This window comes from Maribacter sp. PR1 (assembly GCF_028464145.1).
In the GTDB taxonomy this organism is placed as follows: domain Bacteria; phylum Bacteroidota; class Bacteroidia; order Flavobacteriales; family Flavobacteriaceae; genus Maribacter.
Window position 1 is genome coordinate 84,781 of record NZ_JAQPCG010000010.1, and the last position, 13,727, is coordinate 98,507.

At 39.3% G+C, this 13,727-nt stretch carries 12 protein-coding genes; 11 read left to right on the forward strand and 1 reads right to left on the reverse strand.

Annotated features, from left to right (window positions below; all coding sequences use genetic code 11):
- The first annotated feature begins 182 nt into the window (after nt 1–182).
- The 11 genes from PP182_RS18685 to PP182_RS18735 all read left to right on the forward strand — a co-directional run bounded on the left by PP182_RS18685 (nt 183) and on the right by PP182_RS18735 (nt 11,462).
- Complete coding sequence (locus PP182_RS18685) at nt 183–2,027, forward strand: hypothetical protein (protein WP_272652791.1); 1,845 nt, start codon at nt 183–185, stop codon at nt 2,025–2,027.
- A gap of 130 nt (nt 2,028–2,157) precedes the next feature.
- The gene (locus PP182_RS18690) at nt 2,158–2,781 is read left to right on the forward strand and encodes a class I SAM-dependent methyltransferase (RefSeq protein ID WP_272652792.1); all 624 of its coding nucleotides are present in this window, start codon (nt 2,158–2,160) and stop codon (nt 2,779–2,781) included.
- Between the two features lie 41 nt (nt 2,782–2,822).
- Nucleotides 2,823–4,310, forward strand: a complete 1,488-nt coding sequence (locus tag PP182_RS18695; RefSeq protein WP_272652793.1) for an ArnT family glycosyltransferase — start codon at nt 2,823–2,825, stop codon at nt 4,308–4,310.
- Between the two features lie 364 nt (nt 4,311–4,674).
- On the forward strand, nt 4,675–5,793 hold the full coding sequence (locus tag PP182_RS18700) for a DUF6920 family protein (RefSeq protein WP_272652794.1): 1,119 nt from the start codon (nt 4,675–4,677) through the stop codon (nt 5,791–5,793).
- Nucleotides 5,794–5,882: 89 nt separating this feature from the next.
- Entirely contained in the window at nt 5,883–6,062 is a 180-nt protein-coding gene (locus tag PP182_RS18705; protein ID WP_272652795.1) for a hypothetical protein, read from the forward strand.
- A gap of 95 nt (nt 6,063–6,157) precedes the next feature.
- Nucleotides 6,158–7,975, forward strand: coding sequence for a beta-lactamase family protein (locus tag PP182_RS18710; RefSeq protein WP_272652796.1), 1,818 nt, complete (start codon nt 6,158–6,160; stop codon nt 7,973–7,975).
- 124 nt (nt 7,976–8,099) lie between these two features.
- A complete protein-coding gene (locus PP182_RS18715) occupies nt 8,100–9,596 on the forward strand; it encodes a S41 family peptidase (RefSeq protein WP_272652797.1) in 1,497 nt (498 codons plus the stop codon).
- A 69-nt stretch (nt 9,597–9,665) separates the two neighbouring features.
- The gene (locus PP182_RS18720) at nt 9,666–10,088 is read left to right on the forward strand and encodes a VOC family protein (protein ID WP_272652798.1); all 423 of its coding nucleotides are present in this window, start codon (nt 9,666–9,668) and stop codon (nt 10,086–10,088) included.
- 76 nt (nt 10,089–10,164) lie between these two features.
- Nucleotides 10,165–10,329 carry a hypothetical protein gene (locus PP182_RS18725; RefSeq protein WP_272652799.1) on the forward strand — a complete coding sequence of 55 codons (165 nt, stop codon included), beginning with the start codon at nt 10,165–10,167 and terminating at the stop codon, nt 10,327–10,329.
- 81 nt (nt 10,330–10,410) lie between these two features.
- A complete protein-coding gene (locus PP182_RS18730) occupies nt 10,411–10,857 on the forward strand; it encodes a hypothetical protein (protein WP_272652800.1) in 447 nt (148 codons plus the stop codon).
- A gap of 92 nt (nt 10,858–10,949) precedes the next feature.
- On the forward strand, nt 10,950–11,462 hold the full coding sequence (locus PP182_RS18735) for a GNAT family N-acetyltransferase (RefSeq protein ID WP_272652801.1): 513 nt from the start codon (nt 10,950–10,952) through the stop codon (nt 11,460–11,462).
- A 15-nt stretch (nt 11,463–11,477) separates the two neighbouring features.
- Here PP182_RS18735 and PP182_RS18740 read toward each other — a convergent pair whose 3' ends face one another.
- Nucleotides 11,478–13,727 carry a xanthine dehydrogenase family protein molybdopterin-binding subunit gene (locus tag PP182_RS18740; protein WP_272652802.1) on the reverse strand — a complete coding sequence of 750 codons (2,250 nt, stop codon included), beginning with the start codon at nt 13,725–13,727 and terminating at the stop codon, nt 11,478–11,480.

Here is a 13,727-nt window from a genome sequence, read left to right on the forward strand (position 1 = left end):
TGGTACCCTCCAAATAATAACGCTTACGGTAAACCGTATTTTATTCCCATAGGAAAAATCTTATATTTGAGAATCCCCTGACTTAAAACTATAAATTGTTTAGGCTTATTTGAGATTTATAAAGTAAGAATCCCATACGTTATTACAAGTGGTTAAAAATCAAATAAATAATAATTGACTTAATGAAATTAGAAAGAATTTTAGATAAACTTGGATCGATTGAAAAAAATTCATTTATTAAAATAATCGACGGGATAATTTCTAAAGACCCTAAAAACCTCAAAGAGATAAATAAAATTTTAAGTTCCTCAGATAAGGGATTGAAATCGGTTGATAGTCAAAATATTTCTCGAATCTTTGCATTAACATCCGATGAGTTTCAAAAACATATCGCTTGTGAATTTCAGGAAATTTCTTCACAACTTGATATTCTAATTGATATTGTAATACGTGACGGAAATTGTATCATGAAACAGGATTGGTTCTCAAGATTGTACGATACAGAAATAAAAAATTTAAAAGCTAGAATAAAAAACCTCAATGCAGATTTTGAAAATGATAAATCAGATTTAACTGACTCTAGAAAACGAGACTATAAAATTTATAAATCTTGTTTGTATACTGCTTATCAAAATGATATTGAGAATAATCGGGATGCAAAAATTACCTCTGATGAATTGTCAATAATCCTAACACTTTCAAAAGAACTTGGGCTTTCACAAGAAGAAGTAAAATTGATAAACTATTCAATTGTACCAATTAAAAAGGCTGATATTCAAGAAGTAATTAAAAGCCTTAAGAACATAGGTGTAATATTCTATTCTAATAAAGATAACACAGTATATGTTGCAGATGAGATGGTTAGAATGCTACGTAAAATAAGGAAAAAGGAGGTAGCAGAGAAGTTTTATAGAAGGACCTTAAAATTATTAAGGGAACCTACAATAAATTATATAGCAAGAGACCACAACATAGACCGAAAATTGTCATACTCACAGAAAATTGAAGAGATTATAAAAGAAGGTATTTCTTTTACGAATTTACTATTAAATGATATCTATAGACTGGAAAGTACTTTGACGGAAAAGAAAAAAACTCTAAATGAATTATGTGAAAAAGGTTTAAATATATCCAATCTGAAAGGAAGTACATTGGATGATAAAATTGAGAGTCTTATTAAACACTTTGAAAATGTTGAACGCGATGAAACCGTTGGTATTTCTCTTGATGGTTTTGATAAACTTTTAATGGAGTTGAATAATTCCCTCCCAAAACTGAATAAAGAAATAAAATCACAATTTGAATTTCAAGATGAATTCGTGCTAAAGGCAGAATTTTTACTTGACTATAATATTAAGCCTAGAGATATACTTGATTTAATAGTTAAACCTGATTTAACAAAATTTATCAAGGAAAATGGAATAAAACAACGTGGTGATGATATTCTGAACATTCTTGATCATTATAAGGATGTAGAGAATTTATATTTGGAAAACTTCGAACATGTGGCCTTTAGAAACCTCAATAAGCTAAAAGAGAATGGAATAACAGTTAGAGAAAGCGAGTTGGGTCAAAAATTTGAAGATTTAACTAAAGTTATTTTTAAGGGTATGGGTTTTAATGTTGACGATACTTTTAAAAACAATCTGAATACTAGAAAGGATATGATGGATATCCTTTTGAATCTGGGTAACGATGAAATTATTATTGTTGAATGTAAGACAAGTAAGGAAAGGGGTTATAATAAATTTAGTACGGTTTCAAGACAGTTAAAGTCTTATCAGAATCTGGCTCTCAAAAACAATTTAAGAATTGTTAAAATATTACTTATTGCACCTGAGTTTAGTGATGATTTTGTAACCGATTGCGAAATGGATACTGAAATGAACCTATCACTGATATCAGCTTCAACACTCTCAAATATATACGAAGCATTTAAAAAATCTAATTATGCGGAATTTCCTTATGTTTTATTTAGGGATATTGTTATAAACGAAGAGCGTATTTTAAAGGCTTTAAGTAAATAATATATTTTTTGATTAATTCTTAGGTTATAATAATGGCAAATACATTAAGAGCAATATTGCTTTTTTGGAACCATAATTTGGTTCATAAAATGCTGGATATTTGATCTCAAAAGGAAGAGACGTAAGAACTATGACCGAATTTTGGGAAACTGCCTTTAAAAGTAATACAAGAATGTGGGGGGAGCACCCTACCGACAATGCAGGCACAGTCCTTAAATTATTTCAAAAACATCATATCAATAGCGTATTAATTCCAGGTTTCGGCTATGGGAGAAATGCAAAGGTATTTTACGACAATGGATTTGAGGTCACCGGTATTGAAATTTCCAAGACCGCCATTGAACGGGCTCGCAAGTACTTTGGAAGTGACGTAACCATACACCAGGGTGCTGTTGCGAATATGCCCTTTGATGAAAAAAAATATCCATCCATCTACTGTTACTCCCTTATTCATCTGTTAAGTACAGCCGGCAGAAAAAAACTAATTGCTGATTGTTATGAACATTTAAAGCCTAATGGCATCATGGTTTTTGTGGCCTTGTCCATAAAGGATAAACGCTTTGGGGTAGGCCAAGAGCTCGAAAAAAACACCTTTCACTCACCCAACGGCCTAAACCTTTATTTTTATGATGAAGCGTCCGTTAACGAAGAGTTTGGCAAGTATAACATGATGGAGGCGAAAGAGATTAATGAACCTCTAGAAAGTCCAAATGAAAAACATTGGATGATCGTATGTAAGAAAAACGCCCCATAATAGCTTATAAACAGTTACTTTGCGTTTGACATCATCCATCCATGAAAAAGTATTTCCCGATTATTCTAATTTTAGCGATTATCAAACTAAGCATTCAAGGGTTTGGCAACAGGAATTATGGCTTTCATCGGGATGAATTACTTCACCTTTCGGTCAGTGAACATTTGGATTGGGGCTTTATGGAGTTTCCACCGTTTATAGGTTTTATAGGTAGAATTTCATATTGGCTTTTTGATTATTCCCTTTTAGGAGTACGGCTTTTTCCAACACTGGCCGGTGTTGGCATTTTAATCCTATGTTGCTTAATGGCAAAGGAACTTGGTGGTAAATCAAAGGCTGTTTTCTTGGCAGGAATATGCATTTTGGCTTTTCTACCTTTTTACCGCAATCATACCTTGTTCCAGCCCGTTGCGTTCGACCAATTATTCTGGACATTTGGGTTTTACCTTGTTATTAAGTTTACAAACACGCAGAACAAAAAGTTCCTGATTCTTTTGGGCATTACTTTGGGTTTAGGATTAATGAACAAGTACATCATATTGGTTTGGGCCTTTGGATTATGTATGGGTCTGTTTTTCCATCAAAAAGGAAACCTATTTAAAAATAAGTGGCTTTACATTTCGGTATCGATTTCAATACTGATATTCTTACCTAATATAATTTGGCAGGCGCAAAATAATTTCCCCATTCTGCAGCATTTACAGGCGCTTAACGCCAGTCAATTGGACGATATAGACCCCATGGAATTTGGTCTATCGCAATTAGAGTATCCCTTTACACTGATTATCAGCCTTTTTGGACTATTCGCTTTACTCCTAGATAAAAACCTAAAAAATTACAGGACCGTAGGAATAGCATCGGTCGTTATTTTTGGTACCCTGTGGCTGCTTAATTCCAAGGCGTATTATGTATTTGCCCTCTATCCCGTTCTTTTTGCAGCTGGGGCGGTCAAGATTGAATCCTTACTGATTAAAAAACCAATTTGGATCTATGTTATAGCTATAGTTACCTTGGCTCCTTCCATCTATTTTATTCCTAAACTAACACCCATTCTTCCCATGGAGACCTATGTCGAATATGCCGATTTAAAAGAAGAAAATGGAAGAATAGAACTAACCGGTGATTATGCCGATATGTTCGGGTGGGAAGAACAAGTGAAATTAGTAGATAGTGTTTATCGATCCCTGAGTACCGAAGAAAAGAACAAGTGTGTTTTATGGGCCGAGAACTATGGAGAGGCTGGGGCCCTTAAAATATTGGGCAAGAAATACAATCTTCCAAACCCGATAAGCCGACATGGTAGTTTTTGGACCTGGGGGTATGGAAATAAAGAGGCTGAGGTTTGGATAAGTCTGGGTAACGAAAAGCCGTCCGTCGAATATGTATTCGAAGAAGTTGAGCTCGTCAAAATGATAACGCATAAATATGCTATTGGGGAAGAGAATGGCATACCCCTCTTTATCTGTCGAAAACCCAAGGTGGATATTCAAAAATGGTGGCAAGATTACGAAGAACATATCTTTGACTAAAAATGTATAGTAAGTGCATTTAAAATAACTGGTACGTTCAAAACCGAAAAGTTGGCGCCTATTGATACGCTTCTTTTTATATACAATACCGCTCTACCGTGACGGTATTCAATTCTAACAAACCCGTTGAAAATAAGTAGAACAAACGCAGTGGAGCCTTGCTATGAATATATTAATCCTAATACAGGAACTTGATCCAAAATCAAGGGAAGCCTCATGGATTGAAACACCAAATATTCCGAATTACCTTTTTACGCTTCCTCGCTAATACTCCTTTGCTTAAACAGGTCTATTGGCGAAAATCACTAACTTTAATTTAATTTTTGGTTTTGCATAAACCGCAATTCCGAATCAAACAGTAACAATGCGAATAGCGCTGATAGTACTCATGGGAATACATGGCATAATCCATTTATTTGGATTTCTTAAAGCGTTTGGGTTTTCGGAATTCAATGCAATCAGCTCACCTATTTCTAAAACTTCGGGAGCTATTTGGCTATTGACCGCTTTCCTTTTTGGAATTACCGTTTTTCTATTGATTCTTCAATCATATTATTGGTGGATTAGCGGGTTTTTGGCGGTTATTATTTCTCAATTTTTGATATTTAACTATTGGTCCGATGCTAAATTTGGAACCATAGCAAACCTGATCATTCTTGCAGCAGTTGTTATTGCTTTTGCAACCATTGGTTTTCAAAAGAAAGTGACCCAAGAGCAAATTGCCCTATTTGAAGCTTCACGGCTTGGCGGGAAAGTGGTAACTGAAGCGTCTATCGATGGGTTACCGGCTATCGTCCAAAAATGGCTGATACATAGTGGGGTAGTAGGTAAGAAACCAATTTCCAACGTACATGTAGTACAGGAATTACAACTAAAATTGAAACGGGACCAAAAGACCTGGAATGATGGAAGCGCGGAACAATACTTTACCGTACATCCGCCGGCTTTTGTTTGGAACATAAATACGGAAATGAACTCGGCCTTGAGCGTCGTTGGGCGGGATAAATTCGTAAATGGCCAAGGAGCAATGACCATTAAACTGCTGTCGCTGATTACCGTTGCCAATGCTAATAAAAGCGAAAAGGTCAACCAAGCCACTTTACAGCGATTTTTGGCAGAAATGGTTTGGTTTCCAACGGCTTCCTTAAGTAACTACATTACCTGGGAGCCAGTGGATGAGAATTCCGCAAAAGCTACTATGGAGGTCAATGGTACCAAAGGCCATGGGATTTTTCATTTCGACGACACAGGGAATTTTTTAAAATTTACGGCCAATAGATACAAAGACGAAAAAGACGAAGCCCCAACATTATGGACGGTATCCGCGTTAAAAACCGAAGAAATTAATGGGATTAAAATTCCGGTTGAATTACAGGCGGATTGGCAATTGGACGATGGAAAATGGACATGGCTTAAACTAACGATTAAAGAAATTGATTACAACCTAAACAAATTTCCAAGGGATGGTAAGGGCCATGATTAGTTTCTTCACGCCTTTATGCCTTTACGGACCAAGACCTGTAACTTGGGGCTACACTATCGTTTATGCCCCTTGAAATAAATAAACGAGACATGGGAAAACAAATGAACAAGAAAAACATGGGCAAGGGGATCGCCATTGGTATTGCCATTGGAACAGCGGTGGGCGTGGCCACTGGAAATATAGGCTTATGGCTCGCTGTTGGGGTGGCCATTGGTGTCGCCTTAGGGACTACCGTAAAGAAGAAAAATCAATCTAACGAAGACAAATAGCTTAGTTTCGGCCTAAAGCGGTACATTTAAGGTAAAGTATATAACGGGACAACCATTCATCAATCGCGATGCATATGGCTAAAATCAATCAAAAAATGAAATCAAAATTCATCGCCTTAGTAGCCTTGACTCTAGTGCTATCCTGCGCAGAGAAAGACAAAACGCCGGAGCCGGCCAATGACAAAATCACGGCTGTAGAAAGCAATCTTACGCTACCCGTTTATATAGAAGGCGATAATACCTTTACCCTTGAGGAACGTATGGAACATTATGGGGTGCCCGGGGTAAGTATTACGGTAATCCACGAGGGCGAGATTGCATGGGTGAAAACCTATGGTGTTATGGATAAGGAAAGCCCGGCCCCCGTGACCGAAAACACCTTGTTCCAAGCGGCCTCCATCAGTAAACCGGTTTCGGCCTATGCGGCCTTACGTTTGGTGGAGCAGGGAAAAATAGATTTGGATGCGGATATCAATACCCAATTACAGTCTTGGCAATTGCCGGAGAGCGAATTTACAACGGAGAAGAAGGTTACCCTTAAAAACCTGCTCAACCATTCTGCTGGGACTACCGTACATGGGTTTTTGGGCTACAGTCCCGACCTCCCTGTTCCTACTTTGATACAGGCTTTAAACGGTGAACCGCCTGCGAATTCACCCGCGGTTATCGTAGACAAGGTTCCGGAGGAAAGTTTTAGATACTCCGGTGGTGGGTACAATGTGGTACAACAATTAATGATCGATGTGGAAGGCAAGTCCTTTCCCGAAATTATAAAGGAGCAGGTGTTGCAGCCCTTGGATATGCAACACAGTAGTTTTGATCAGCCTTTGACACCACCGCGGTTAGACTTGGCGGCAACGGGCTATTTACCGGATGGAAGTATGACGAAGGGAAAACGACATACCTATCCCGAAATGGCGCCGGCAGGGCTATGGACGACTTCGGAAGATCTGGCCAAGTTTGCCATAAACATTCAAAAGACGTTGAAAGGAGAAAGTACCTTGGGATTGTCCCAGGAGATGACGACAAAAATGTTGACGCCCTTCGTGGAAGATAATGTAGGGCTAGGCATTTTTCTTAATACAAAGAAGGACGAAGTGTATTTTGGACATGGTGGCTGGAACGAAGGTTTTTCCAGTGAATTGATAGCCCATAAGGATAAAGGCTATGGCGTGGTGATTATGATCAATTCCAATCATCCCAATTTTATTTCAGAACTTATTCGGTCCGTGGCCTTGACCTACGAATGGGACGATTATTTCCCGAAGTATCAAAAATTACCGACGGATCCAGAAGGGATGACCGATATTACAGGTAAATATCTGGTTCGGGGATATGATTTTATCGAAGTGGTGGAGGAAAACGACCAACTGATGTATAGAAACGGTGCCGAAGAAGACCTAACGGAACTGATCAAGGTTTCGGACAGTTCCTATGTGGTGCGCGATTTTGATGTTCTTTTTCAATTCAAGGAAAACCCCGAAACGGAAAATAGTGATATTCATATCATCGATTCGGGTACCATGGAGCCACGGGCAGTTTATGGCAAGCTCGCTGAAGATTCAAAACTTCCATTACTTATGCTTATGGAAGGTGATTTTGAAAGGGCATTAGGGGCGTACCAAGCCTTGATGAAAAAGGACAAAAATGACCCTGCGGTTAGTGAGGATAATTTAAATCGGTTAGGATATCGATTTTTGGAGAAAGACAAGAACGAAGTGGCCCGAGATATTTTTAAGGTCAATACCATCCTATATCCAGACAGCTTCAATGTGTACGATAGTTATGCGGAGGCGTGTATGAAAATGGGGCAGACCGATTTGGCGATTGAAAATTATAAAAAATCACTGAGTCTAAACCCTCAAAACCAAAACGCCAAGGATCAATTGGATAAGTTGGAAGAGAGGCAATAGCACTTATGTACGCGTGTTTTATTTAAGTATTTAATTTCACCGACGTATTTCTTTAAATGATTAAAAGACAGTGCCATATAAAACTCGTAACTTACCATTCATCATCATCAAAAAACCTTTACCCTTGAAAATTTATATTTTTCTTCTAGTATCGTTACTAGCAACAACCTGTTTTCCACAAAATGAAGAAGTATTTTTAAATAAAGAAGAGGTCCAAGAGGATTTAAAAATCTTGGACGAACTCCTTCAAAATAAATCCTCCTACCAAGGTCTTAACGGATATGATTATCAAAAGGATTTTAAGAGTCTGCTGGAGCGGGTCGATAACAACCCGATTACCCAAAGTGAATTTGGATTATTCCTGACCAGAACTATCGGGAAAATAGGCGATAGGCACGCTAATGTGAAGGGCTATGATTTACCGGAAAGCCTTTATTTTCCGTTTACGTTTGCCCCTCTAGAAGACAAGATTGTCGTGGTACAATATAATCGTAGTAAAAAGCAATTCGGGTACTGGAACAAGGATTTCCCGTATCTAAAAGCAATCAATGACATTCCCATAGCTGAAATACTTCCTAAAATCCGTCCGGAGGACGCTATGGCACCAGAAAAGTCCTATACGCTCAGGGCTGTCCGGGATTTAAGAGATATTGAAACGGTCTTCGCCATTTTGGACTTGGAGCTGCCCAACCCTATTTCTATAACCCTTACCACTAAAAATGGTGATGAGAAGGAAGTGAACGTTACCTTAGTTTCCGATGACGAAAAGGCCTATCTGTGGGACGAACGTTTTGGTTATAAAAATTTCTTTTTGAACGAGGCCAAGCGGAATGACCCGGATATTTTAAAATCCTATTTTTCGTTGGATGAAAATATAGGGTACATACAAATTGTGGATATGTTCAGCAGAGAGGATAGCCCCCCATTTTTTCAATTGCTTCGTGAATTTATGGAAGAGGCCAAAAATAGTAAGGCCTTAATTGTCGATGTAAGAAACAATGGCGGGGGAACTCGTGATTTGGTACAGGAATTGGCCGGTTATTTTGTACACCCCGATTCTGTTTATGTGGTCAATGCCACACGACAACGAGGAGAGCTACCACTGAATGTGGAACTAAAAGAGCGATTGAACCTACGCTATTTATTTTCGAGAGACGAACTTACTAAAAGGGAACAAAATAAGGTAGATGCTTTTATGGCCTCTTTTGTACCCATGTACGATTTGGATGATACAAAATATAGCGACTACCATTATTACATTCTTAATGGACAAAAATTGTCCCAAAATAAATACCACTACCAGAAACCGATTTATATTATGGCCAATGAGCGAACCTTTAGTGCGGCCTCGCTCTTTGTTTCGGTACTTAAAGACTTGCCGAATATTAAAGTAGTAGGCGTGACCACGGATGGCTCAAGTGGCAACAGCGAACGCTTTGAACTACCGAATTCCGGGGTACGTGGAAAAATAAGTACCATGGTTTCCTATCAAAAGAACGGGAAAATTTTGGACGGAATTGGAACGGAACCCGATATCGTCATCGAAAGGAACTTAGACCAAGCCTTCTTTACGGACGATTATCAATTGAGCCAATTGAAAGAGGTGATAACGGATAAATAAATATAGTTTAACACATTTTGGGTAATTTGGGAGAAAGTAAATTTTATACGAAATAAAAATAAGTGACCTGTGTCAAAAAAAAATTCTGAAATACAAATTGATTTTTTAGACCATGTGGCTATTCGCGTCAAGGATATGGAGGCCTCTGCCCAATGGTACCAAAAAATCTTGGGGCTTAAGAAATATAAGCTGTCCAAATGGGGGGATTTCCCCATTTTTTTGTTGGCGGGCAAAGCGGGTATAGCTCTGTTTCCGGCAAATTCTGATGACCCTAAACTAGATTTGGGTTCAAGAAATGTGAAAATTGACCACTTCGCTTTCAACGTTAATCAGGAAAATTTTAAAAAGGCAATAAAACGGTATAAGGAATTAAACCTAGAATTTTCCATTCAGGACCACCATTATTTTGATTCCATTTATACCCAAGACCCGGACGGGCATACGGTGGAACTTACTTCTATAAAGGTTAATGAGACCGACTTTTATAAATAATTATGGTAGGTTCAATATTGCAATTAATAAATTAGTATCAACCCAAAAGAATACAAATATGACGAAGCCAAAAAAAATGAAAAGATTAGGCGCCATTTTTTTGTTTACTTGGTTGGGTATGTACTTATTCCATTTGTACCATGACGAAGGTTTTAACCAGGACGGTGCGAGTACGGTTTTCTTGGTGTTGGGATTAACGTTTTTCATTTCGGGTACGTATCAAGAAAGAAAAAAGAACTAAACACTATGAAGAGATTTGCTACTGAAAAGCAACCTTTTTTCTTTTAAAACGTCTTTTGTATAACAAACTATTTTTATAGGGATGAAACCACTTTTTAAATTTTTTATATTATCGCTGTTAGTCTTTTTAAGCTGTTCCAAAAATGATGACGATGTCTCCTATGATTTGGTAGGGAGCTGGAAAGTAACGTACTATATTACGGCAGGTGATCTCAGGATAACCAAACAAAACAGTCCCACCTGGCCGGAAGTTAACGGGGGTGAAATCACGGCAACATTTGGCGAGCCAGATGATGGGGGAGAGGGAATACTTTCTGGATTATCCGTAAGCAATTCTTACACCGGTAGTTATCGTGCAAAAGAAAATGGTGAAATGTCCATAGGGTTTATTGCTTCTACACTTGCCAATGAACCGGAATGGACTTCTTTATATAACATAAGTGCCGCCCAAGAATATGAAGTCAAGGGCGATGAACTTTTTATCTTTTATAACGATAGGACAGACGCCATTGTGTTTGAGCGCTATTGAGATTTTCTCTTCAATAATTTGATATAGCTTCTCCCAGACCATAGACAAGATTTGGAAAAGGCTACCTTTGAGCGTTTTAGTAGTTAAAATCGATGAAAATAGGCGAAACCAATAGACTTGTTATCTCAGAGGCCAAAAATGCTGATGCCGATTTCTTTTACACCCTGTTAAACAGTTCATCCTGGCTAAAGCATATTGGGGACCGAGGGATAAAAAACAAAAAGGATGCCGTTGGTTATATTGAAGGAAGTTTAATGAAATCTTACCTTGAAAATGGATTCGGACTCTATAAAGTGTCCATAAAGGAAACTAACACGCCCATAGGTGTTTGTGGGTTTTTAAAACGGGATTACTTGGATGCTCCTGATATCGGCTTTGCCGTGTTACCAGAATATAAAGGATTAGGTTATATGTTGGAAGCAGCCTCGGAAATGATGCAATATGGAAAGAATACCTTGGGCTTTACCAAAATCCTTGCGGTTACTACGGAAAGTAACGAGCGATCCAAGAAATTATTAAGGAAATTAAACCTTGCTCCAGTGGGTACGGTTAATGCTAATGAAAAGGGTGTTCCGTTTTTACTGTTTTCAAATCAACCCCAATAAAAGGAACAATTGTGTTTACCCTAAAAGTTCCCTGTCCTTTAAAAAGGGTTGTCTGTAATGACGTTTTCCGGTGGCTTTGTACATCGCATTTGCGATAGCCGCAAAAATAGGAGGGAAAGTGGGTTCCCCTAAACCTGTAGGACTCACATCGCTTTCTACAAAATGAACATCAATTTTTTTGGGAGCTTCGCGCATACGGATCATGCGATAGGTATCAAAATTGTTTTGGTCTGGAACCCCATCCCTAAAAGTGATTTCTCCGTAAAGTGCGTTTCCAATTCCGTCCACGATACCACCCTCGGCAAGGTTGGTGGCAGCATCTGGATTAACAACAATTCCACAATCTACAGCACAGGTCACTTTATCTATAATGGGTTTATTGTTTTCCCATTTTAAGTCCAACACCTGAGCGGCATAGGAATTATGACAAAAATAAGCAGCTACCCCTCGGGACACTCCGTCTTCCTTATTCTCCCATCCGGATTTCTCCTTGACCAGTTTTAGGACCCCGGCATAACGTTCGGGATCATAGTCGTTCTCTTCTCCGACAGGGTTGTTTTTTGCGCGTTCCAATAACTCCAACCGGAAATCGATGGGGTCTTTGCCAACAGCTTCGGCAACTTCGTCCAAAAAGGATTGCTCCGCACAGGCTATAAAGTTAGAACTAGGTGCCCTAAAGGATCCAACGGTGAGGTTGCTATCTATGGTCCAATCCTCGGCCAAATAATTTTCTACAGTTCCAGCAGGAAAGCGGTTTTGATGCAAGGGACTCTGAGGAATACCACCAGTCCTTACATGGAAGGCAACCAGTTTGTTGTCCTTGTCCACACCTGCCCTATAAGTTGCCCTGTAGGAGGGTCGATAAATACCGTCCGTCATATCATCTTCCCGCGAATAGACCAATTTTACGGGGGCCTTCATCTTTTGGGAAATCAATGCCGCCTCAACCAGCCAATGGGCATAGGACCTACGTCCATAGCCCCCACCCAGGCGGGTCATTTGAATATCGATATTTTCTATGGGCATTCCTAAACGCGCAGATAATGTCTGCTCTGTAAGTTCCGGTTTCTGCAAGGGTCCAATAAGTTCCGCTTTTTCATCGGTTACATCGGCAAAAAAGTTCATGGGTTCCATACAGTTATGGGCTAAAAAAGGAGCCGTATAGGTTGCTTCGATAACCCTTTCCGCATTTTTAAAAGCAGCTTCTGGATTTCCGTCCTTACGTTTTACCGTTGCAGTATTGGAAGCCAAAGCCTCCATTTGTGCATAATGGTTTGTGGTACTTTCCAGTCCTGAAGGAGTGTGTTCCTCCCATTTTCTGCCAAATCGGTCCCGACTTTCCGTGCTACTTTCTATGGGTTCACATTCAATTTTCAATGCTTTTTTGGCTTGCATCACTTCCCAAGTGGAATTTCCAACAATAACAGCCACTTCGTTAAAGGTTCTCGTATCAAAAAAGGCCTTCTCATAACCGTCGTTAAATACCTTAATGGTAAAGACATCCTTGATACCGGGCATTTTTTTGGCTTCGCTGTCATCGATGGATTTTAATTTTAATCCGAAAGCAGGGGGATGTACAATCATGGCGGTCAACATTCCTTCTCTAAAGGTATCCACTCCAAACAACGGTTGACCGGTGACTATCTTATGGCCATCCACATTTTTTTGGGAAGTACCAATGATAGTAAAATCCTTAATGTCCTTTAATTGAATTTCTTCCGGTACTTTCATTGTTGCTGCAGCTGATGCCATTTCGCCATAGGTAGCACTCCTGTCGCTGGCTTTATGCTGCAAGATACCTGCCGAGGTACTGATTTCATCTGAAGGTACTCGCCACTCCTTGGCCGCAGCGGCAATGAGCATGGCTTTGGCAGAAGCACCGGCCATTCTTAGGCCTTCCCACCCCCTTCGTATGGATTGACTTCCACCGAGAAATTGAAAGGAAAAGGCATTCGTGTCCAACGGTGCTTGTTCAACGATAACATTCTTCCAATCTACATCGAGCTCATCGGCCACAATCATGGGCATGGAGGTCTTTATATTTTGTCCCCCTTCTGGGTTCGGTGACAAAATGGTCACCTGTCCATTATCGGCAATCTTTAAATATCCGTTGATTTTGAACCACTCCTCGGGTAGCTGGCTCACTTCTTCCGGTGACATTTTGCAGGAAGCCAGCCAGTTAAAACTTAGCATTATTCCACCACCGGCCAAAGAACTTCTTTTTATAAAAGATCGGCGTCCAATTTTGGTTTTAGCGGTAGTCAT

Coding starts and splice junctions, on each gene's coding strand:
- PP182_RS18685 (WP_272652791.1), top strand. CDS start 183: ATGAAATTAGAAAGAATTTTAGATAAACTTGGATCGATTGAAAAAAAT.
- PP182_RS18730 (WP_272652800.1), top strand. CDS start 10,411: ATGAAACCACTTTTTAAATTTTTTATATTATCGCTGTTAGTCTTTTTA.
- PP182_RS18740 (WP_272652802.1), bottom strand. CDS start 13,727: ATGACTACCGCTAAAACCAAAATTGGACGCCGATCTTTTATAAAAAGA.
- PP182_RS18695 (WP_272652793.1), top strand. CDS start 2,823: ATGAAAAAGTATTTCCCGATTATTCTAATTTTAGCGATTATCAAACTA.
- PP182_RS18710 (WP_272652796.1), top strand. CDS start 6,158: ATGAAATCAAAATTCATCGCCTTAGTAGCCTTGACTCTAGTGCTATCC.
- PP182_RS18725 (WP_272652799.1), top strand. CDS start 10,165: ATGAAAAGATTAGGCGCCATTTTTTTGTTTACTTGGTTGGGTATGTAC.
- PP182_RS18700 (WP_272652794.1), top strand. CDS start 4,675: ATGCGAATAGCGCTGATAGTACTCATGGGAATACATGGCATAATCCAT.
- PP182_RS18690 (WP_272652792.1), top strand. CDS start 2,158: ATGACCGAATTTTGGGAAACTGCCTTTAAAAGTAATACAAGAATGTGG.
- PP182_RS18705 (WP_272652795.1), top strand. CDS start 5,883: ATGGGAAAACAAATGAACAAGAAAAACATGGGCAAGGGGATCGCCATT.
- PP182_RS18735 (WP_272652801.1), top strand. CDS start 10,950: ATGAAAATAGGCGAAACCAATAGACTTGTTATCTCAGAGGCCAAAAAT.